Below are 20,858 nucleotides of genomic sequence, written 5' to 3' on the forward strand. Positions count from 1 at the left end.
AGTAGCTATGGACTCTATTTTGTCTTCAGTGCTATCCATCTTTTCGCATAATCCAATCTTTGTTTTAGGTATCATCGCGTACATTGCTTTTTCCATTATAAAAAATAAGAATACTGAAGAGTCTGAAGAGTATGATGAGTATGAAAGCTCTGGTGGCGGAACTTGGGAAGATATGGAGCGCGAATATGGCATCTCCATAGAACGCAAGGTAGATGAACCGTCTATGGATGATTTGTCTAAGGTTGATGACTTTTATCGGGACTCTTATGAAGATAAACCGATTGTAAATCAGCAACCAGAAGCACCATCGAAAACTATGGAGGACATACATTTCAATGAAGAGGCTGCAGCAGCTCAACGAGATATTGAAGCCTTATCAATGAAAAGTTCCAGTAGCAATCCGAGTTATACTACCAGTAAGACTCGCTTAGATAGAGAAGCTGTTACGGGACCGACCTTAAGTGAAAGACTAGCTGAGTTTAAACGAGATAAAGTAGCTAAAGAGGGGCAAGTTCTTATTGAAAATGTAGGCATTACAACTGCGCCTACTGCTCTAGCTGCGACTTCAACTCGCGGTCGTAAATCTAATCATGCTTTAAAAGAGGGCATGAAATGGTCCATCATTTTAAGTAAACCTAAAGCTCTTGAACGTAGATACCGTTAATGAAGCAATCTATTTATAAATGTATAAACTAATTATGGTTTTATTGGAACATAAATAATAATGGATTGTGCATTGATGTGGTATAGCAACCATACTGTCACATATCATAATGTGGGGCATATAATTACATATTGAAAGAGGTTCCTATTGGTCACCTATGTGACTATTAGGAACCTCTTTTTTATTGTTTTTTCCTAGTGAAACTTTCACAATAATAGGGGAAGGAGTTCGTTTATAAGGAAAGGTAAAATTATGTATCGAAATGTGCGTGTTATACCAAAACAGTTGTTGCACCAATTATATATAGAGAAGCAATGGAGCGTTCGCGATGTGGCGGATTATTTTCAATGTAGTGTTGATACCATCATGCGCCGTATGAAAGCGTACGATATCGAACGGAGGCCTCTGAAGAAAGAAATCAATATGGTCCATGTACAAGCTTTGTATGAGACCGGTAAGTGGTCGCTCCATTCATTAGCAAAGCGTTATGATGTGTCTATTACGACGATAGCGAATCGCTTGAAAGAATATGGATTGGCTTGTCAGCAATCAAATAAAAACGTCTCTATAGATGTAGTACGTATATGTAGGGCTTATAAAAGTGGAAATAGTACAGATGCCATTGCTCGTATGTATGGTATATCGCGATGGAAAGTTCACCATGTATTGCGGCATATGGGGAATTGCTTACTTCCTAAAGTTCGAAAGCCTATGCGCGTAGAGGAGATGGCTTATTTATATATTCATCATCACATGAGTACAGATGACATTGGACTGGCTTATGGGATACGTGGTTCTACAGTGGCAATGTATTTGCGAGAGCAAGGTATAGAAATAAGGGCAAATACTCTTGATCTAGACGAAAATAAGATTAAAAAACTCCGTGCACAAGGTTATGGAGTTGCAAAGATTGCACAGGCGATGGGATGCTCTACCTCTGCTGTGCGAAAGCGTCTAGCTATGAAAAAATATATCTCTCCTTGATGTAGTGTGGTAGATACTATATACTTAAATTTATACAATGATGGGAGGAATATTATGCTCGAAATTATATCTGCTTTAACACCGTTTTTATTACTGGGCTTAGTGGCTGCTGGCTTATCTCGCCTTTCTGGGGTAGCCTTATCAATGGTTGTAGTACCAACCTTATTGATTTGGGGTGCCACTGCGGTTGACGTAATCGCCTTTATGTTGCTTTTTGTGGTGTACAACAACTTCACTATGGAAACACAAGATATTCGTTTAGATTATAAAGATCTTGTCTTATTCCCTAAATGGCGCTTGTGCATTCCCTTCATTTTGAGTTTGGGAAGCGCCTTCTTTGTTCCTGCTGCAGGCATTGCTGTTTTTATGGCTTGCTTTGTTTTAGAGTTATTGGCTACTGTGTATAAACGCATTCCTGAAAATAAACGGCCTCGTTTACAGCGCGTAATAGTGGCATCGATTTTGAGTGCCATTGTAACAGCTGTAGGCGCGTATATAGGTCCTAAAATTCCTAGTGAATTCTACTTTGTTTGTGTAGGCTTATCCATTTTAATCGTTACGGACTTTGCATGGTATGCCGGCAAGCATAGAGATGCTTTTAGAAGCGCATGGGATAGCATTTGGGCTGGTTTTAATATATTCTTAGGTATGTTTGGCGTAGAGGCTTCCTATTATCCAGCTGCACTTACGCGATCCATTCCAAATCCAATGGATCGCATGTTGCCTATGGTTACTGTAGTAGGTGGCTATGCAGGACTTATGGTAGTATTCGGCTTTTATAACATTTTTTCTATACCGTCTTTAATTACAGCTATTGGTGCTGCTATAGGGATACGCCTCTTTGGTATGTATGAATTTCCTCGGAATGGCAGTTTTTCTTATTTAGCAATCGGTTTTGCCGTGGCTGCTGTAATTTGCTTGTATCTCGTATCTCCGACACCAGTTGGTTTTGATCATATTAATACCTTAGTTTCTCAACCAATTGGCCAATAATAATAGATAATGTAAGTCTATTGATATATTTTAATAAGTTCTTTAGTTGCTTTCACCTAGGAGCTAATTGGATTATAATGTGTGATATATCTCATATATTGTATTGAAAATTAAGTTCATATTAGAATGTGAAAGGAGTTGATGCTATATGGCAGAAACAATTGAAACAAGACCATTCCCTCCATTCTTACCAAAGAAGGCAACAGTCATGATGATGGGCACATTTCCTCCAGAACAATCAAAACGTGCTATGGAATTCCATTATCCAAATTTCCAAAATGATATGTGGCGTGTTTTTGGCCTCGTATTCTTTGATGAAAAGGATCATTTTAGAAATGGTGAGGAAAAAGCGATGGATCCTGAGAAGATTAAAGCCTTTTTGTCTGAAACTGGAATTGCATCTTGTCCTACTGTTTTGAAAGCTATTCGCGAAAAAGGGAATGCATCTGATGCATTTCTTAAGGTCGTTGAACCAGTTCCACTTGCGGACGTACTGGAGCAAATCCCTGACTGTAAGCATATTGGTACAACAGGCGGCAAGGCTACGGAGATTTTATTGAGCCTTTTACCAGAAAAGGTTAAATTACCTAAAACTGGTGAAACAATTCCTTTTGTATTTAATGGTCGGGAATTGACATTGACACGTTTGCCATCTACATCACGTGCCTATCCGTTGAGCCTACCGAAAAAGGCTGAAGCGTACAAGAATTTCTTCAAAGCTTGTGGTCTAAAAACAAAATAAATATTTAAAGTAGCACCTTTAATGGTTGGCTTTGAGTCTTTTGGTCTCATCTGTCGCTATTGAAGGTGTTTTTATATCGTAAAAATATATGAGATATTAAAATGGAAATTAATGCATATTTATTGTGAATATGTAGTTTGTTATAAATAAAATTGATGAGATATATAATATTTTAATTCTTGTTTTTTATAATGAGAGGTTTATAATTAACCGTTGTCGCAAACTGGTTGACAATAATTTAAAAAATGGAGTTGATAATATGGATAAGGCTAAGGAGGCCTTGTGGACAAAATCCTTTGTCCTTGATACTTTGATTAATTTCTTAGTATTTTTAATTTATTATTTATTAATCGTTATTATTGCGGTTGTAGCAAAAGATAATCTTCATGCTACGGCTAGTCAAGCGGGACTTGCTGTTGGTATATATATTATTGGCACCGTTGTAGCCCGTTTGTTGGCAGGACGGTTTATCAGTATCCTAGGGTGTCGCAAGATGCTCTATTTAGGGTTATTGATTTACTTGATTTCAACGGCTATGTATTTCTATACACCTAATTTACTAATGCTTGATAGTGTTCGTTTCTTAAATGGTTTTGCTTATGGTATTACATCTACTGCTACAAGTACTATCATAGCTGCTATTATTCCTACGTCACGCCGTGGGGAAGGGATTAACTATTATGGCTTATCTACCTCTCTCGCCGCTGCAGTAGGGCCATTCTTAGGTATCTTGATGCTTCATAGTCTTGGTTATGATTTTATCATCGCATTCTGTGTTGCACTTATCATCCTTTGCGGTATTGGCTCTGTCATCATGAAATTTAATGAACCTAAACTTGGTATTGAATCTGAAGCACATAAGGGCATTAGAATCTCGGACTACATTGAACCACGGATGAATTCAATCAGTCTTGTTTCCATTCTAGTCGGTTTTGCCTACTCTGGTGTTATTGGCTTTATGGCAGCCTACACAAAAGACCTAGATCTTATTATGGCAGGTACCTTCTTCTTTGTTGTATATGCTGTAGTTATTACTATAACAAGACCATTGCTTGGTATTGTGTTTGATATGAAAGGTGAAAACTTCGTTCTTTATCCTTGTTTTGTATCCTTAGCACTTGGTATTTTCTTATTATCCATCGCCCACTCTACATGGCTTGTGCTTTTATCGGCTGTGTTTGTTGGCCTTGGATATGGTACATTTATGTCCAACGGACAAGCTGTTACTGTTAAAATAGTACCTGTTCATCGTATTGGTGTTGCCACATCCACATACTTCATTGCCTTGGACATGGGGCTAGGCTTTGGCCCCTATATTTTAGGCGCTGTTAAAGAGGTTGTAGGTTATACTAGTATGTTCCATGTAACCGTTGTTGTGGCGCTCCTTGCGCTGGTTGCTTATTATTTATTATATGGTCGTTATGTGGGGACTGAAAGAGATCTTTCTTTAAAAGCTCGCGCTGAAGAGGAAGAAATTAGAAATCGTAAGCGTAATAATAAGCTTGCGTAATATGTAAATTAAAAGGACTATACGAGCCTAGGCTCGTATAGTCCTTTTTGTTATCTACTACTGCTTTGCTAATGCTATTATTTTTCGATATTTACAATATTAACGATAACTTCAACAGCTTTTTTCATATCATCGATACATGCGAATTCATGACGGCCATGTAGGTTTTCTACGCCTGTAAAAATATTTGGTGTAGGAATGCCCATGAAGGAGATTTTGGATCCATCTGTGCCACCGCGAATAGGATCACAAATAGGTGTAATCCCAGCTTTTTCCATTGCTGCTTTGGCTACATTTACACATTCCATATTATCTTTGATGACATCGTACATGTTGTAGTATTGGTCTTTTACAGATACTTCACATACTTCACGACCATATATTTCGTTCAATGTTTGACCTGCTTGTAAGAAGAATGCTTTTTTTGCTTCGAACAGTTCCTTGTCATGGTCGCGGATAATGTAGTTCATTTTACCGGTATCTACTTGTGTTTCCATGCTCATGAGCATAAAAAAACCTTGGCGACCACAGGTGTGTTCAGGAACAGCTGCTCCTGGCAATAAAGCGTCAAATTGCATAGCTAGTTTAGCACAGTTGATCATAATGCCCTTGGCTGTGCCGGTGTGAACAGAAACACCTTTTAGGGTAACGGTACCGCCAGCTGCATTAAAGGTTTCGTATTCAAGTTGGCCTAGACTTTCACCATCGATAGTGTAAGCATAGTCTACAGGGAATTGTTTAACATCGAAGTGGTCTGCTCCAGTACCGATTTCTTCGTCTGGACCGAAAGCACACATGATTTTACCATGTTTGATTTCTGGATGAGCTACGAGGTAGGTGAGCGCTTCCATGATTTCACAGATACCAGCCTTGTCGTCACCACCGAGGAGTGTTAAACCGTCGGTTACAACTAAGGACTTGCCAATGTAATTTTTTAGATTTGGAAAGTCGGCACGTCGGGTGAAGATTTGGTGTTCTTTATTGAGGCAAATATCACTACCATCATAGTTTTCTACGATACGAGGTTTAATATTTTCTGCATTATAATCAGCTGTATCCATATGGGCAATGAAGCCGATGGAAGGAGCTTTCTCATCAGTGTTAGCATGTAATGTGCCGATGACAAAACCATTTTCACGATTATAAATAACCTCATCTAAACCTATTGCTTTTAAATCGGGAACGAGCACATTCGTAGCAAAGTCTACTTGAGTTTGAGTACTAGGAATGGTTGTACTTTCCTCATTAGACCGTGTATTTATGCTCGTATAGCGTACAAAACGTTCGACCATTGATTCCATAATGAAGCCTCCTCGTAAGTAAACATACGTGTTATACAGGGCAGTATACGATACCGTTACATAATAGAGATTCTTAATATACTTTCATTGTAGAACAGGGACGCCAAAAATGCAAAATAATTATTTATAGGGGGTGTATTGTTTTATTCGCATAGTGCATAGAAAACCATTGAACCATGTGTAGTACCGTGTTAGTATAAAGGTGAATAGTTATACGTTTGTACTTTTTCTGTGAGGAGGTTTTACTATGTCGGACGAGGTTCGTTCCATTCCACCCATAGAACCGGTGTTAGATCCTAAGAAAGATTACGTAGAGATTAACTCATATGTAGTATTCTGGGGCTTGTTCTATGCGGCAGTTTTCACACTGGCTGTTGGCTATTTATGTTTGAAAATCGGTCAAACAGTAGATGCTTTTGCACCAGTATCTGTACTTGCTATGGGTACAGCAGTTATTTTAAAACGGCAAAATGCTTTTGCCGAAACGGTACACATTCAAGCTATCGCTAGTTCTAGTACGAACACATTAGCAGGGGCTATGTTCTTCTTGCCAGCTCTTTACATCTGGAATGTAACAGATGTATCATTCGTACAAATGGCGATTCCTATCATTCTTGGCGGCGTTTTAGGTGTTTTATTATGCGTTATGTTCCGTCGCTATTTCGTTGAGGAAATGCACTATGTGTATCCGTTCCCAAGTGGTCGTGCTGCAGCGGAAGTATTGATGAGTAATGAAGGCAGCAAAGCAAAACTTATGCTTGGCTCTGGTTTAATTGCTCTCGTGTATGACTTTATTCTTAATAGTTTAGGGTGGTGGCAAGAGGTTATTCGCACTGCTACCTTTAAGTGGGGGGCAGCCCTTGCAGATCAAACTAAGCTAACCGCAGCGGTAGATACTGATGCAGCATTGCTTGGCCTTGGTTATTTTACGGGCCTTCGCTATGCGGCTATCATTGCAGCCGGTTCCTTCTTCTCTTGGTTTGTATGTATTCCGATTGTGTACTATTTAGCGCCTGAACATATCATGCAAATTGGCGGCCATGCAGTTCCATTGGGCGAGGCCCCAATTCGCAAGGTATTCCTTGATTATGTTCGTCATATTGGTATCGGCATGCTCGCTATGGCAGGCATCATCGGTCTAATTACAATGTCTAAAGTGGTAGCAAATGTTGTTAAAAATGCAGTGCTTGACATCTTTAGTTCTAAAACTGTAGATGTTAATTTGCTTCGTACACAACGTGACGTACCTACATCTTGGATTGGTGCTGGCATCTTGTTATGTACAGTTTTATTTGCAGCATATTTCCATTTTATGTATGCTGAAAGCTTCGGACAAACAATTGTAGCGTTCTTAATCGTTCTTATTATGTCCTTCCTATTGTCTGTAGTGGGGATTAGCTCCATCGCTTATACAGGTACAGAACCAGTTTCAGGTATGACAATCTTTATGATTATCATCTCCGCTGTATGCTTAACCGCAGCAGGTATGACTGGTAAGGTCGGTATGATTGCAGTCCTCATGATGGCATCCTTTATCGGTACTACTATTGGGATGGCTGGTAACTTCATGTCTGAACTTAAGGTGGCACATATGACAGGTGCTACACCTAAGAAAATGGAACAATGGCAAATCGTTGGTACTATTCTTTGTGCCGTACTTTCTGTAGGTGTTATGATTCTTTTGAACGATGCTTATGGATTTGTAGGAGATCATGCATTAAATGCACCTCAAGCGAACGCTATGGCTGCCATCATTGAGCCAATGATGACTGGTGGTAGTGCTCAATGGCCTCTATACATGGCTGGCGCATTATTTGCAATCATCTTGTGGATGGTAAGAGTTCCACCGTTGGCATTTGCCTTGGGCACATACTTGCCAATGGAAATCAATACACCATTACTTATCGGAGGTTTGATTGCGTATTTTGTACAAAATAGTACAAAAGACAAAGAATTGGCAGATCTTCGCTTCTCCAAAGGTAGTACAATTGCCTCTGGTCTCGTAGCTGGTGGTGCTATTGGCTCCTTGTTCAGTGCGGTGCTTCGCATTGCAGGTGTTGATGTATTTGCTCAAGCTTGGGTAGAAACACCTGAAGCGACATACCTCAGTATCGTAATGTATTTATTACTCTGTACGTTCTTGTACAAGGTAGCTATGTATATAAAAGCTAAACATGCTAAATAAATTACATACTATATATCCTAAATGAATTGAATAGCTTATTTATTCTATAAATAACCAGGAATCCTCCATTTTGGAGATGACCGCCTTTATCAAGTTTCATCTATGCTTGGTAAAGGCGGTCTTTTTATATACTTAAGAATGTTATTTTCGATATAGCTAAAAACTATATCAATTCAATACCTATTGGTATAGTTGGATTTATTGACCCGTACTATATCGAATGTTATCATAAAACTATAATACCTTTAGAGGTATTATTTTTATTATGCTCATAAGTGTAAGTATAGATATATTAGTTGATTAAGAAGAACTCTGTTTCTAGATAGAACAGAGAGAAGTAAGGATAATAATATGAAATTTAAGAAAATAGCAGCTCTATTAGGGGCTTTCACCATTGCTAGTAGTTTATTAATCGCAGGCTGTGGTCAGGAGGGGAATAGTCAGAAGGCATGGCGCGTAGGTACTGATGCGACCTATGCACCATTTGGTTTTAAAGACAAAGATAGTGGTAAATTAGCTGGATTTGATATTGATATTATCAATGCGATTGCAAACGAAGAGGGCATAGAAGCAGATATTCAAAATCTAAACTTCGATGCGCTTTTACCAGCATTACAAAGTAACACCATCGACATTGCTATTTCGGATATGACTATTTCTGAAGAACGAGCAAAATCCGTTGATTTTAGTAAACCGTACTATATTGCAGGTAATGGTCTCGTTGTAAACATTGATAACACCAATATTAATAGCTTTAAGGATCTAGAAGGTAAACGCATTGGTGTATCCATCGGCTCTACTGGCGCAGAGATTGCTAGCAAGATTCCAAATGCCGATGTACGTCAGTTTAATATTATTGTCGATGCGTTCTTAGAATTGCAAAATAAAGGCGTCGATGTAGTTATCAATGATACACCAGTAAACGAATATTATGTTAATGGTAAGGGCAAAGGTATCGCAAAGGTTACTGGAGAGGACTATGATGCGGCACCACTAGGTATTGCTGTGAAAAAAGGCAATACAGAATTGCTTAACAAAATCAATGATGGTTTGGCTAAGATCAAAGCAAACGGTAAATATGCAGAAATTTATAAGAAATGGTTTGGTAAGGAGCCTCCAGCAGAGGTATTAAAATAGTTTGTAGATAGTACCAGAATGTATTATTTGATATAATATGCTAGGTAAGCCTCGTGTTATATGAAGGTATGTATAGAATGGGTGATATGATGGCTAAACGAAGTGCATTTTTAGATATTATTAAGGAAAAGGGCGCCCTCGTCTTAGATGGGGCTTTAGGGACCGAATTAGAGCGTTATGGCTGTGATATTCAACATAAGTTGTGGTCTGCTAAGGTTCTCATGGATCAGCCAGATATCATCAAGAAAATACATATTTCTTATTTAGCTGCGGGTGCCGATATCATTCAAAGCTCTGGCTATCAAGCGACAGTAGCAGGCTTTAAAGGTTTAGGTTATGGAACGGAAGAAGCGATAGAGCTCGTTAAACTATCTGTTCGTTTAGCCGTGCAAGCTCGTAATGAGTTTTTAGAAGCAAAGGCGAGTGGGGCGCTTACATTGCGTGGTATTAAACTTGGCGAAGAGACTCCTGAGGGGGTTAGATATTTTTCTGAAGGTGCTTTACCTAAACCGTTGGTGGCAGCCTCTGTAGGACCTTATGGCGCTTTCTTGGCTGATGGCTCTGAATACCGTGGTTATCCTGATGTGCAAACAGAATATCTAGAGATATTCCATATTCCACGGCTAGCATTGTTCTGCGAAGAACATCCAGACATATTATCCTTTGAAACTATACCGTCTTATGCTGAAGCGATTGCTATTGCGAGAGCTATGTCTGATCCGTTTACATCAAAAGGTATTCCCGGGTGGATTTCTTTTTCCTGTAAGGATGGGCATCATGTTTCTAGTGGCGAAACCATTATTAAATGTGCACAAATGATCGATAAGGTACATCCTATTACGGGGATTGGCATTAATTGTACTAAACCGGAATATGTAGAATCATTGATAAAAGATATTCGTACTGTTACAGATAAACCGATTGCTGTATATCCTAATCTTGGTGAAAGCTATGATAGTAAAACTAAAACTTGGTATGGCGATGCTGCTTCATTTGTAGACTACGTTGAGGTATGGCGAAAAGCTGGAGCTGAAATCATTGGTGGCTGTTGTAGAACAACACCTGAAATTATCGGTGATATTGCAAAGAAAATTCACAACTAATATAGTGTGATATACAAAAAGCTATTCGAGTATAATTCGAATAGCTTTTTCTTTATATGCAAATAAAAAAGCAGTGCGAAAGCACTGCTTTTACTATGGCGGAGAGACAGGGATTTGAACCCTGGGTACGGGATAACCGCACACATGATTTCCAATCATGCTCCTTCAGCCGCTCGGACACCTCTCCATGTATTCTGTTGTGTAACAGGTACTTGTATAGTATATGAAAAAGTTAGATTTATGTCAAGCAAAAAAATAGTAGAATTATTGCATATTTACAAGGCTTTTAAAATATAGTATTTGATTTCAATAAATGGATATAAACCAAAAATCATAGCTTGGTTTTAGGCGTATAAAATCTGGTATATAAAAAGAAAAGCCGCCTATTTAGGCGGCTCTTGTATTAGAATACGTCTTTAATTTCAGCAGCTTCAATGGATGCTTTGATATCGTCTGCCATTTTTTCAATTAATGGCAGATCTTCTTCTTTCAAAGAGGATTTGATATCTAGTGGTTCGGAAACGATTTCAATGTCTTTGAAGTCATTTTCGAAATGGGAAACCATTGTTTTCATCGCAGCGGAAGCCCAAGAGTGGTTACCGATGATGGATACCTTATGGTTTTGGAAGTTAAGGGCTTTTAATTCATGGATAAAGTTTTCCATAGTAAGGTATAGATTCAAGTTATATGTAGGTGCGATAGTTACCAAGTTAGTATATTTCCAAGCATCGGAGATGATGTAGGAAGCATTCGTTTTGGAAACATCGTAAATTCTGATATCTGTAACACCACGTTTGGAGAGTTGTTTAGCCAATTGTTGAGCAATAGCACGAGTATTGCCGTACATGGAACCAAAAGCGATAACAACACCTTTTTTCTCAGCAGTATAGCTGGACCAATGTAAGTATTTGTGCGTGATATATTGGATAGATTCAGGGGTGCGCCAGATTGGACCATGAAGTGGAGCAATCCGTTTGATATCAAGGCTAGAAATTTTGCGAAGCGCATTTTGTACTTGTGGTCCGTATTTACCAACGATATTTGTATAGTAACGGCGAGCTTCTTCTTCGTATGTAGCTACGAAATCGGTTTGGTCAGCAAAGATATTACCATTAACTGTACCGAATGTACCAAAAGCATCTGCAGAGAACAATGTGCCTGTAGATTTTTCGTATGTACAAGTTACTTCAGGCCAGTGAACCATAGGCATAGTGTAAGAAACCAAAGTATGTTTACCTAAACAGATTTCATCGCCCTCTTTAATTTGATGGTATTGTTCTGGTTTTGGAGTGTTATAGAATTGCTCAAACATGCGGAATGTTGTAGCGTTGCCTACCATTTTACAATTTGGATAACGTTCCAATGTTTCCAATAATGTTTGGCAATGATCAGGTTCCATATGGTTTACGACGATGTAATCAAGTTCACGACCATTTAAGAGGTGAGTCAAGTTGTCGAAGTACTCTTCACGAATTTCAGCATCTACAGAGTCTACCACACAAGTCTTTTCATCGTCGATGAAATAGCTGTTATAGCTAACACCATTTGGAATAGGAAATAAGTTTTCGAAACGTTCTGTTGTCCAGTCATTACTACCAATCCAGTAGATATTATGAGTCATTTTCTGAGCACAATGCATAATAAAATCCTTTCTTAACCCACACTAGGTATGTATAGCTTTACATGAGAACTCATGTCTGTAAATATAGTATCAATTTATAATACTAATATTTTCGAAAAAAATCAATATTGAAAAAGCCTACTTGAAGAAGTAGGCTTTCACATGAAAGTTCATAGTGACCAATTATTTGAAGTATTTTACACCAGATGTAAAGATTGGCATTTCTAATTGGCCAGGAATATTTTTGCTAATGCCAGCACCACAGCGTTCGGAGTGTGCCATTTTGCCGAATACGCGACCATCAGGGCTATAAATACCTTCGATAGCGGCTACAGATTGGTTAGGATTGAAGCGACTATCCATGGAGGCGATACCATCAAAGTCTACATATTGTGTAGCGATTTGGCCAGTTTTATTGAACTCTAACACTTGTTGAGGAGAAGCTATAAAGCGACCTTCGCCGTGAGAAATTGGTACTGTGTAAATTTCTCCAGCTTTAGCATCACTCATCCAAGGGGACTTTGTGGAAATAACTTTCGTATTAACCATGCGAGATAAGTGACGACCAATGGTATTGTATGTCAATGTAGGATGATCTGCAGTTAACGTTTCAATATGTCCACCAGGTAATAAGCCTAACTTGATGAGCGCTTGGAAGCCGTTACAAATACCTAATACAAGGCCATCTTGTTTGTACAAGAGGTTTTCTAAACCTTCTGCAAGGTATGGGTTGCGGAAGAGGGTGGCTATGAATTTACCAGAACCATCTGGCTCATCACCGGCACTGAAACCTCCTGGGAACATAAGAATTTGAGACTCTGCTAATTTAGCTTTGATTACGTCGATAGATTCTTTTAATTGTTCTGGAGTTTGGTTGCGGATAAGCACGATATCTGTTTCTGCACCAGCCCGTTCAAAGGCGCGAGCAGAGTCAAATTCACAGTTTGTGCCAGGGAATACTGGAATAAGAACTTTTGGTTTGGCACCTAGGGAGGCGCTGCGAGGTTTAGCGTGTTGATCATGAATGTAAGCGACTGCTTCACCAAAGCCGTTTGGTGCATGCATAGGGAAAATATCGTTTAGAGGTGCTTCATAAGTAGCTTGTATTTCTTTGAGAGAAACAGATTGTCCTTCCCATTCGATAACAGGTGTGGCTTGGGTTACACCGATAACTTTCACATCAGGTAACTCTAAAAGATAATTAACAGCTGTAATATCTACTTCAACGATGAAGGAACCAAGGGCTGGTTGGAAGATACCACGTTCAGCGTATTTATCGAATTTAACACCAATATTGTTGCCAAGGGCCATTTTAGTGACTGCTTCAGGAATGCCGCCTTGATCAACTACATAGGCAGAGTAAACGCGACCTTTTTCAATTTGTTCTTGTAGTGTATCGCAGTTTTCTTTGAATCGATCCCAATCAGGGGTGTCATCGTATGTACGAGGTACATCGAAGAATACGAGACGGTGATCTACGCCTTTAAGGTCTTGGCTCACAATATTATCTACATGAGCTGTACCAACCGCAAAGGATACGAGGGTAGGGGGAACGGTAAGATCCATAAATGTACCGCTCATAGAGTCCTTGCCGCCGATAGCACCGATTTCAAGTTCTTTTTGTGCTTTATAAGCACCAAGTAAAGCTGCTACTGGCTTACCCCAAGATTCTTTAGAGTTGAGGCGTTCAAAATATTCTTGTAATGTTAAGTATGCGTCTTCTCGGCGACCGCCAAGAGCTACTAATTTTGCTACAGATAAAAGTACTGCATATTGCGCACCATGATAAGGGCTCCATGCAGATAACTCAGGCACAAAACCATGAGTCATAATACTCGCCGTTGTAGTTTCACCATTTAGAACCGGTAATTTAGCAACCATGCCTTGAGTAGGCGTTTTTTGGAATTTGCCACCAAATGGCATGAGGACAGTATTGGCGCCTACAGTGCTGTCAAAGCGTTCCGCTAAGCCTTGTTGGGATGCTGCATTTAAATCGGATACGGCTGCAAGCCATTTTTCCTTGAAGTTATCTGCACTAGCTGAACCACGTAAGAAGTAGGATCGATCTGCTGGAGCTTTTACGATAGCTTCTTGTTGTTGATTGGCACCATTTGTATTTAAAAAGTCGCGGCTAATATCTACAATTGTTTCGCCATTCCAGTTCATGATGAGGCGATTTGTATCAGTTACCTCTGCCACAACTGTACACTCCAGGTTTTCTTCGTCGCAGTATGCTTTGAACGCCTCTACATCAGAAGCAGCGATGACACAGGCCATGCGTTCTTGGGATTCAGAGATGGCTAACTCTGTACCATCGAGGCCAGCATATTTTTTAGGGACTAAGTCGAGATTGATTGATACACCATCAGTTAGTTCACCGATAGCAACAGATACACCACCTGCACCAAAGTCATTACAACGTTTGATAAGTGTCGTTACTTCGCCACGACGGAATAAACGTTGGATTTTACGCTCTGTAAGAGCATTGCCTTTTTGTACTTCTGCACCGCATGTGGATAGAGAGTCAACGGTATGTTCTTTAGAGGACCCTGTAGCACCACCACAGCCATCACGGCCAGTTTTACCACCTAGCAATACTACCACATCGCCTGCAACTGGTACCTCACGACGAACTTGGTTGCGAGGTGCAGCACCGATAACTGCGCCGATTTCCATGCGCTTTGCTACGTAGCCAGGATGGTAATATTCTTTTACTTCACCTGTAGCAAGGCCGATTTGGTTGCCGTAAGAGGAGTAACCACGAGCTGCTTCTTGGGTGATCTTTCTTTGTGGTAATTTGCCTTCCAATGTATCTTCAAGTCTTGTATGTGGATCGCCAGAGCCTGTGATGCGCATAGCTTGGTATACGTAGGCGCGACCGCTCAATGGGTCGCGAATACAACCACCTAAGCAGGTAGCTGCGCCCCCAAATGGTTCGATTTCAGTAGGGTGGTTATGGGTTTCGTTTTTGAATAGTAACAACCATTCTTCAGTCTTGCCATTTACATCGACAGGGATGATGATTGTACATGCATTGATTTCATCAGATTCATCGAGATTTGTAAGTCCTCCAGCGTGGCGCAATTCTTTTACAGCCAATGTAGCCATGTCCATGAGGGAGCGAGCTTTTTTCTTAGTCGTGTAGAGCTCAGCACGGCCTTCCATATATTCTTCGAAGGCTTCCTTTATAGAACCGGTGAAGCGGCTGTCTTCAATGGTAATATCTGTTAACTCGGTCATAAAGGTAGTGTGACGGCAATGGTCAGACCAATATGTATCGAAGAGGCGAATTTCTGTAATCGTAGGATCGCGGTGCTCCACCTTTGCGTATTGTTGTCTAATCATTTGAAGGTCTGCTAATGTCATAGCAAGACCGTAGTTTTTGATGAGCGCTTCTAAATCAGCATCGCTCATCGTAGTAAAGCCATCGATTGTTGCCACCGGCTTTGGATCTTCTAAATCGAGAGCTAAGGTGTTTGGTACGTCAAGGCTCGCTTCGCGGGAATCAACAGGGTTAATGTAGTATGCTTTGATGGTATTTTCTTGTTCTTTTGTAAAGGTGCCTTCGATAGCATATACGCGAGCACAACGCACGATGTGGCCGGATGTGAGGGTGAGCATAGAAATACATTGCTCTGCGCTATCAGCACGTTGATCGTATTGACCTGGCACATATTCAACAGCAAATACAAAGCCTTGTACATTTGGAATTTTTTCTAATACAGTATCTACAGGAGGTTCAGAAAAAATTAAATTTTTAGCAGACTCTAGATCTTTTGCATCTAAATTTTCGATGTCGTATCGCTCATAGATAGTCACAGCTGTAGCAGGCATAGATAATTCCTGTTGTAAGGTTTGTAACATGCGTTGCGCTTCTAGGTTGAAAGATTCTCGTTTTGTTACGAATAATCGTTGTATAGCCATTGTAGCCTCCTGTAATGTATATAATTCCCTATGGGATATTGACAAATTAAGTATAGTCGGTCTAGACTTATAAGTAAAGATAATCTTACTAATGAAAAGATTAGAAATACTAATAAATATGAAAAGTTCATGAAGGTCATAAGACCTAACTTTCATGAAGATTTCTACATATTCATTATATATTGAGAGTCTATAGTTATAATAGGGTAATGATATGTGTATTTAAAAGTAAGACGTTACTATTAGTATATAACAGAGGTGAATAAAATGGCAGTATCTGCAGATTTATATAGAACCTTTCTAGGGGTAGGCTTATATTTATCTTTTTCCCGTGCCGCAAAAGAATTAGGCGTGTCCCAATCCGCCATCAGTCAAAGTATTAAACAATTAGAAGGAGAACTTAATATGCCTCTCTTCGTGCGTACTACAAAATCTGTAGGGTTCACGCCAGAAGGTAAAGAATTGTTTGATACGGTAGCTAAAGCTTTCTCTATTCTTGATAATGGTGTTACCCAATTACAAGAACGGGTTAGTCAAGCTTATGAAAGTTTAAATTTGGCTGCCACAGATACTTTGTGTCGCCATTTCCTATTGCCTTATTTCCACAAATGGCAATTACAAGAAAGTGAAATTGGCTTACATATCATTAATCGTCCGTCTCCTGATTGTGTAGAATTAGTACTCAATAAAGAGGCGCAATTAGCCGTGGTTAATGATTATGAGGGCTTGAGAGATAATCCTCAGCTAGAGGTAACTACGCTAGCTACCATTCAAGATGTCTTTGTTGGCGGTCCTGACTATAAAGGGGCAGGATTCTTTGATCAAGGGCGCCTTCTTAACGAGCCTATTTTACTCTTGCATAAAGGCTCTGCTAGTCGTACATTCTTTGACGATGTAACACATGGTGCTTGTCGTAAGCCTCGCTTTGAATTGGGTAGCGTCGATGTATTACTAGATCTTGTAGAAATCAACATGGGTATTTCCATGTTGCCTAATCATGTGGTACAACAAAAAATGCAAGAAGGGACTATTGTGCGCATCGATACAGATATTCCGGTACCAACACGCGACATTGTGCTTGTGCGTTCACGCTTGGTTCCTCAATCTGAAGGAGCTGCGAGATTTACTTCCTTGCTAGTTAATCGTGAAAGTACTCGAGATAAAATTTTATAAGAAAAAGACATATTTAAAGACATACTTTAGGAAAATTTCTTAAAGTGTGTCTTTTTATATATTAGTGTACGTTTTGCCATGCTATATTATATTCTTATAAAGCAGTTGAGTTATATAATTCATATGCGAAATATTTAAGTCATATTGGCAATGATATTTATGTGTTATATTATGAGACTTTTACTAGATATAGGTTGACCCTAAGGGGTTGTTTACGTTAAAATTTAAAGATAGTTATGCGGAGGTATGAGCACATGGAATTATTAAAAGAACGCATTCGTGAAGAGGGGATTGTCCTCAATAATCGCGTGCTGAAAGTAGATGGGTTCTTAAACCATCAAATCGATCCACAATTGTTTAAGGCAATTGGTAAAGAAATCGCGGATCGTTACCGTGATGCAGGTGTACAACGTATTGTTACCATCGAAGCATCTGGTATTGCGTTGGCATTGATGGCTGCGCTTGAACTAGACGTGCCATTGGTATTTGCGCGTAAGAAAAAATCCATCCTTATGGTAGATGATGTATATCATAGTGTTGTGTACTCTTATACAAAAGAAGAGAATTATGATATTACCATTTCTAAAAAATTCTTACCAGCTGGCGAGAAAGTATTGATTATCGATGATTTCTTGGCGTCTGGCGAGGCGGCTATGGGCCTTGCTAAGTTGGTTCAAGACGCAGGTGATGAAGTAGTAGGCATGGCGATTGCTATCGAAAAGTCCTTCCAACCTGGTCGTGAGCGCTTGGAAAATGCGGGCTACCGTGTAGAGTCTTTAGTTCGCATTAAAGAATTCAAAGATAATGGTTGTGTGTTTATCGAAGACTAATTTGTCTGATTATTGTTAGAGGGAATTATGAATAAAAAAGCAGAAAAATTCGACTTACTCGTTGCTGACCTTAACAAAGGCGGTAACACTTGGTTTACAAAGGAAGAAATGACAGACGATCTTAATACAGTTGTATATCATGGTCGTTTGGATGTTCATGAGCATAGCTTGCCTGTGTTCATCGTTGTAGACGATTCTGCGTTCACCTATGTACGCATCGCTATCACAACAACATCTATTGATAAAAAAGTGATTCCTGCGGTATTGAAAGAACTTAACACGTTAAATCAAGATTACAAGATATCTAAATATTACGTGAGCAATGAAGACAATAACATTTATATGGATGTGTCTATACCATGTTTGAATGAACAATTTGATCCTACTGTAGTAGTGAATCTTATGCTTGAAGTTATTCAACCGCATTTAGATGCTGTACATAAAGATATTCTTAAAGTAGCTGGCTTAGCTTAATAGAGGTTGTTATGAATCCTAAATCCTTATTATTTGATAAGTTTTTGAAAGAAGAAGAAATCATATCTTTTGAACGGAAGGATTTTGATGATGAAGACGGTACAGTAGTATATCGTTCTTATATCAAGTCTCCTTTATGGGATATGCCTTTGTTCGTCATTCTCGATAACAGCATTTATAGTGTAGTTCGTTTAGTGTTAGGCCCTGAAAAGGTAACAGCACAAAATATGAATGCCTTGAATGCATTAATTAATCGTGACAATGCGACATATAAAAATTACAAACTTTATATTGATGAACAAGACTCTAGCCTATACTTGGATTGTGTATATATGTGTGGTGATGATGCGTTCGAGCCTGCATTGATGTATGCGTTGATGTCTTCTATTGTAGATTATATTCCAGAATCTGTAGGTGAATTGAAAGCTGCCTTTGAAAGTGGTACTCACTAATCAATAATAGATACAAGTTAAGTGATCTAATGTTCGGAATTATGAAAAGAGGATAACCTGTTTATAAATGGGTTATCCTCTTTTTGTATGGATAAGAAAAAACATATAAATATTTTAATCGATAGAGTAAGTTTGTGTTATTATAAGATTGAAAAGGCAGTATTTTATTTTACAGATTTATTTAAAATTATTTTATATGATGCAATCTATATTTTTGCAATAGTTCGGAATATAATGAATGATAAAAATATTTAATAAAAAAATATTCGAAAATAGTATTGATTTTGTAAATGTTAGGTGTTACAATTTGAGTACAAGAAGGAGGTAGCACCGTGAACTATGCAAATCAACAAACTCAAAGCAAGTCTACGGAGGCTACTTGTGCGCATTTGTCCCAGTCTGTTTTGGCTGGGCTTTTTTATTAGGAGGATCTATGAAGGTCGGTATTATCATGGGCAGCAAGTCTGACCTAGACACAATGAAAAAAGCATCTGCCGTACTTGATGAATTTAACATTCCCTATGAAATGGTTATTGCCTCAGCTCATCGTACCCCAGAGGCTGTAAAGAATTTTGTTACACGACTTGAAGATGAAGGGGCTATCGCTTTTATTGCTGGTGCTGGCGCAGCGGCTCACCTACCTGGTGTGGTGGCGAGCTTCACTACACTGCCAGTTATCGGCATCCCAATTAATGCAACCGCATTAAAAGGTATTGATTCTCTACTTGCTATTGTACAAATGCCATCTGGCATGCCTGTAGCAACCATGGCTGTAGATGGTGCTAAAAATGCAGCGCTCTTTGCAGTGCAAATTGGAGCAGCTTTCAATAAAGACCTGAAAGAACAATATCAACAATATCGTAAAGATATGGCTAAAAAAGTCTTAGCAGACAATGCAGAATTACAAGGTGCTATTCATATTTAATTATGTAAATCATCGGCGATTAAATATTGGTTAAGAAAAACAGTTTATTTAGATATCTATTACATAGTTTGTATCATTAATTTATGATAAAGGAGAAAGATCATGGCTAACATCAATTTGGAAAAATTAACATTATTGTATGAAGGCAAAGCAAAACAAGTATATGCAACAGATAACAAAGATGAGTACATCGTTCATTACAAAGATGATGCCACTGCATTTAATGGTGAGAAACATGATACCATTCTTGGAAAAGGTGTTTTGAACAATAAAATTTCCTCTTTCTTCTTTGAATTGTTGAAAAAAGAAGGCGTACCAACTCATTTCGTTCGTCGTGAAGATGATCGCAACCAAACAGTACTTGCATTGAAAATAGTTCCTCTTGAAGTTATTGTTCGTAATATTGCGGCTGGCTCTATGGCTAAACGCTTTGGCATTGAAGAAGGAACTCCACTTAAACATCCAATCCTTGAATTCTGCTACAAAAATGATGAATTAGGCGATCCATTTGCCAATGAATCCCAAATCACAGCACTTGGTTGGGCTACTCAAGAACAACTTGATGTAATTTCTACAATTACTTTAAAGGTAAATGATATATTGAAGAAATTTTTGGCTACTAAAAATGTGACACTTGTAGATTTCAAGGTAGAATTTGGTACCCATAATGGTGAAGTTTTATTGGGTGATGAAATTTCTCCTGATACATGCCGTTTCTGGGATGCTACAACTGGTGAAAAACTTGACAAAGACCGTTTCCGTCGAGATCTTGGTAATATTGAAGAAGCATATAAGGAAATGTTATTCCGTCTTACAGGTGAGCGTGCCTAATAGGGGGGA

At 38.9% G+C, this 20,858-nt stretch carries 18 protein-coding genes and 1 tRNA gene; 15 read left to right on the top strand and 4 right to left on the bottom strand.

Annotated elements, in window-relative coordinates; translation table 11 throughout:
- The first annotated feature begins 7 nt into the window (after positions 1–7).
- The 5 genes from PK1910_RS09660 to PK1910_RS09680 all read left to right on the top strand — a co-directional run bounded on the left by PK1910_RS09660 (position 8) and on the right by PK1910_RS09680 (position 4,893).
- A complete protein-coding gene (locus tag PK1910_RS09660) occupies positions 8–664 on the top strand; it encodes a hypothetical protein (RefSeq protein ID WP_195394449.1) in 657 nt (218 codons plus the stop codon).
- Between the two features lie 252 nt (positions 665–916).
- The gene (locus tag PK1910_RS09665) at positions 917–1,648 is read left to right on the top strand and encodes a sortase (protein WP_287511530.1); all 732 of its coding nucleotides are present in this window, start codon (positions 917–919) and stop codon (positions 1,646–1,648) included.
- A gap of 54 nt (positions 1,649–1,702) precedes the next feature.
- Positions 1,703–2,641 (top strand): hypothetical protein, encoded by a 939-nt coding sequence (locus tag PK1910_RS09670; protein WP_287511531.1) that lies wholly within the window; start codon positions 1,703–1,705, stop codon positions 2,639–2,641.
- 148 nt (positions 2,642–2,789) lie between these two features.
- Positions 2,790–3,383 carry a DNA glycosylase gene (locus PK1910_RS09675; RefSeq protein WP_287511532.1) on the top strand — a complete coding sequence of 198 codons (594 nt, stop codon included), beginning with the start codon at positions 2,790–2,792 and terminating at the stop codon, positions 3,381–3,383.
- A 223-nt stretch (positions 3,384–3,606) separates the two neighbouring features.
- A complete protein-coding gene (locus PK1910_RS09680; RefSeq protein ID WP_155086384.1) occupies positions 3,607–4,893 on the top strand; it encodes an MFS transporter in 1,287 nt (428 codons plus the stop codon).
- A gap of 77 nt (positions 4,894–4,970) precedes the next feature.
- On the opposite strand, the gene pepT is transcribed toward PK1910_RS09680, so the two are convergent.
- The gene (pepT, locus tag PK1910_RS09685) at positions 4,971–6,194 is read right to left on the bottom strand and encodes a peptidase T (protein WP_205112880.1); all 1,224 of its coding nucleotides are present in this window, start codon (positions 6,192–6,194) and stop codon (positions 4,971–4,973) included.
- 247 nt (positions 6,195–6,441) lie between these two features.
- On the opposite strand from pepT, the gene PK1910_RS09690 reads away from it, so the two are divergent.
- The 3 genes from PK1910_RS09690 (at position 6,442) to mmuM (ending at position 10,619) form a co-directional block, all read left to right on the top strand.
- Positions 6,442–8,379, top strand: coding sequence for an OPT family oligopeptide transporter (locus PK1910_RS09690; RefSeq protein ID WP_287511533.1), 1,938 nt, complete (start codon positions 6,442–6,444; stop codon positions 8,377–8,379).
- A gap of 351 nt (positions 8,380–8,730) precedes the next feature.
- Positions 8,731–9,516 carry a basic amino acid ABC transporter substrate-binding protein gene (locus tag PK1910_RS09695; RefSeq protein ID WP_021147762.1) on the top strand — a complete coding sequence of 262 codons (786 nt, stop codon included), beginning with the start codon at positions 8,731–8,733 and terminating at the stop codon, positions 9,514–9,516.
- Between the two features lie 77 nt (positions 9,517–9,593).
- Positions 9,594–10,619 carry a homocysteine S-methyltransferase gene (mmuM, locus tag PK1910_RS09700; RefSeq protein ID WP_081094606.1) on the top strand — a complete coding sequence of 342 codons (1,026 nt, stop codon included), beginning with the start codon at positions 9,594–9,596 and terminating at the stop codon, positions 10,617–10,619.
- 96 nt (positions 10,620–10,715) lie between these two features.
- On the opposite strand, the gene PK1910_RS09705 is transcribed toward mmuM, so the two are convergent.
- The 3 genes from PK1910_RS09705 to PK1910_RS09715 all read right to left on the bottom strand — a co-directional run bounded on the left by PK1910_RS09705 (position 10,716) and on the right by PK1910_RS09715 (position 16,164).
- A tRNA-Ser gene (locus tag PK1910_RS09705) sits at positions 10,716–10,806 on the bottom strand.
- A gap of 216 nt (positions 10,807–11,022) precedes the next feature.
- A complete protein-coding gene (locus PK1910_RS09710; protein ID WP_021147764.1) occupies positions 11,023–12,258 on the bottom strand; it encodes an FprA family A-type flavoprotein in 1,236 nt (411 codons plus the stop codon).
- 165 nt (positions 12,259–12,423) lie between these two features.
- A complete protein-coding gene (locus tag PK1910_RS09715; RefSeq protein ID WP_331298882.1) occupies positions 12,424–16,164 on the bottom strand; it encodes a phosphoribosylformylglycinamidine synthase in 3,741 nt (1,246 codons plus the stop codon).
- Positions 16,165–16,431: 267 nt separating this feature from the next.
- Here PK1910_RS09715 and PK1910_RS09720 point away from each other — a divergent pair, with 267 nt between their 5' ends.
- From PK1910_RS09720 to purC, 7 genes are all read left to right on the top strand, one after another.
- On the top strand, positions 16,432–17,337 hold the full coding sequence (locus PK1910_RS09720) for a LysR family transcriptional regulator (protein WP_012863926.1): 906 nt from the start codon (positions 16,432–16,434) through the stop codon (positions 17,335–17,337).
- Between the two features lie 254 nt (positions 17,338–17,591).
- Positions 17,592–18,167, top strand: coding sequence for a xanthine phosphoribosyltransferase (locus PK1910_RS09725; protein ID WP_004693737.1), 576 nt, complete (start codon positions 17,592–17,594; stop codon positions 18,165–18,167).
- A gap of 27 nt (positions 18,168–18,194) precedes the next feature.
- Complete coding sequence (locus tag PK1910_RS09730; RefSeq protein WP_155086388.1) at positions 18,195–18,641, top strand: hypothetical protein; 447 nt, start codon at positions 18,195–18,197, stop codon at positions 18,639–18,641.
- An 11-nt stretch (positions 18,642–18,652) separates the two neighbouring features.
- Positions 18,653–19,093, top strand: coding sequence for a hypothetical protein (locus PK1910_RS09735; protein WP_004693734.1), 441 nt, complete (start codon positions 18,653–18,655; stop codon positions 19,091–19,093).
- An 87-nt stretch (positions 19,094–19,180) separates the two neighbouring features.
- Positions 19,181–19,348, top strand: a complete 168-nt coding sequence (locus tag PK1910_RS09740; RefSeq protein WP_331298885.1) for a hypothetical protein — start codon at positions 19,181–19,183, stop codon at positions 19,346–19,348.
- Positions 19,349–19,526: 178 nt separating this feature from the next.
- On the top strand, positions 19,527–20,018 hold the full coding sequence (gene purE / locus PK1910_RS09745) for a 5-(carboxyamino)imidazole ribonucleotide mutase (protein ID WP_287511536.1): 492 nt from the start codon (positions 19,527–19,529) through the stop codon (positions 20,016–20,018).
- Between the two features lie 102 nt (positions 20,019–20,120).
- Positions 20,121–20,849 (top strand): phosphoribosylaminoimidazolesuccinocarboxamide synthase, encoded by a 729-nt coding sequence (gene purC, locus PK1910_RS09750; RefSeq protein WP_287511537.1) that lies wholly within the window; start codon positions 20,121–20,123, stop codon positions 20,847–20,849.
- Positions 20,850–20,858: the final 9 nt, after the last annotated feature.

The organism is Veillonella parvula, assembly GCF_036456085.1.
GTDB lineage: Bacteria > Bacillota > Negativicutes > Veillonellales > Veillonellaceae > Veillonella > Veillonella parvula_E.

Coding starts and splice junctions, on each gene's coding strand:
- PK1910_RS09660 (WP_195394449.1), top strand. CDS start 8: ATGGACTCTATTTTGTCTTCAGTGCTATCCATCTTTTCGCATAATCCA.
- PK1910_RS09665 (WP_287511530.1), top strand. CDS start 917: ATGTATCGAAATGTGCGTGTTATACCAAAACAGTTGTTGCACCAATTA.
- PK1910_RS09670 (WP_287511531.1), top strand. CDS start 1,703: ATGCTCGAAATTATATCTGCTTTAACACCGTTTTTATTACTGGGCTTA.
- PK1910_RS09675 (WP_287511532.1), top strand. CDS start 2,790: ATGGCAGAAACAATTGAAACAAGACCATTCCCTCCATTCTTACCAAAG.
- pepT (WP_205112880.1), bottom strand. CDS start 6,194: ATGGAATCAATGGTCGAACGTTTTGTACGCTATACGAGCATAAATACA.
- PK1910_RS09690 (WP_287511533.1), top strand. CDS start 6,442: ATGTCGGACGAGGTTCGTTCCATTCCACCCATAGAACCGGTGTTAGAT.
- PK1910_RS09695 (WP_021147762.1), top strand. CDS start 8,731: ATGAAATTTAAGAAAATAGCAGCTCTATTAGGGGCTTTCACCATTGCT.
- mmuM (WP_081094606.1), top strand. CDS start 9,594: ATGGGTGATATGATGGCTAAACGAAGTGCATTTTTAGATATTATTAAG.
- PK1910_RS09710 (WP_021147764.1), bottom strand. CDS start 12,258: ATGCATTGTGCTCAGAAAATGACTCATAATATCTACTGGATTGGTAGT.
- PK1910_RS09715 (WP_331298882.1), bottom strand. CDS start 16,164: ATGGCTATACAACGATTATTCGTAACAAAACGAGAATCTTTCAACCTA.
- PK1910_RS09720 (WP_012863926.1), top strand. CDS start 16,432: ATGGCAGTATCTGCAGATTTATATAGAACCTTTCTAGGGGTAGGCTTA.
- PK1910_RS09725 (WP_004693737.1), top strand. CDS start 17,592: ATGGAATTATTAAAAGAACGCATTCGTGAAGAGGGGATTGTCCTCAAT.
- PK1910_RS09730 (WP_155086388.1), top strand. CDS start 18,195: ATGAATAAAAAAGCAGAAAAATTCGACTTACTCGTTGCTGACCTTAAC.
- PK1910_RS09735 (WP_004693734.1), top strand. CDS start 18,653: ATGAATCCTAAATCCTTATTATTTGATAAGTTTTTGAAAGAAGAAGAA.
- PK1910_RS09740 (WP_331298885.1), top strand. CDS start 19,181: ATGGATAAGAAAAAACATATAAATATTTTAATCGATAGAGTAAGTTTG.
- purE (WP_287511536.1), top strand. CDS start 19,527: ATGAAGGTCGGTATTATCATGGGCAGCAAGTCTGACCTAGACACAATG.
- purC (WP_287511537.1), top strand. CDS start 20,121: ATGGCTAACATCAATTTGGAAAAATTAACATTATTGTATGAAGGCAAA.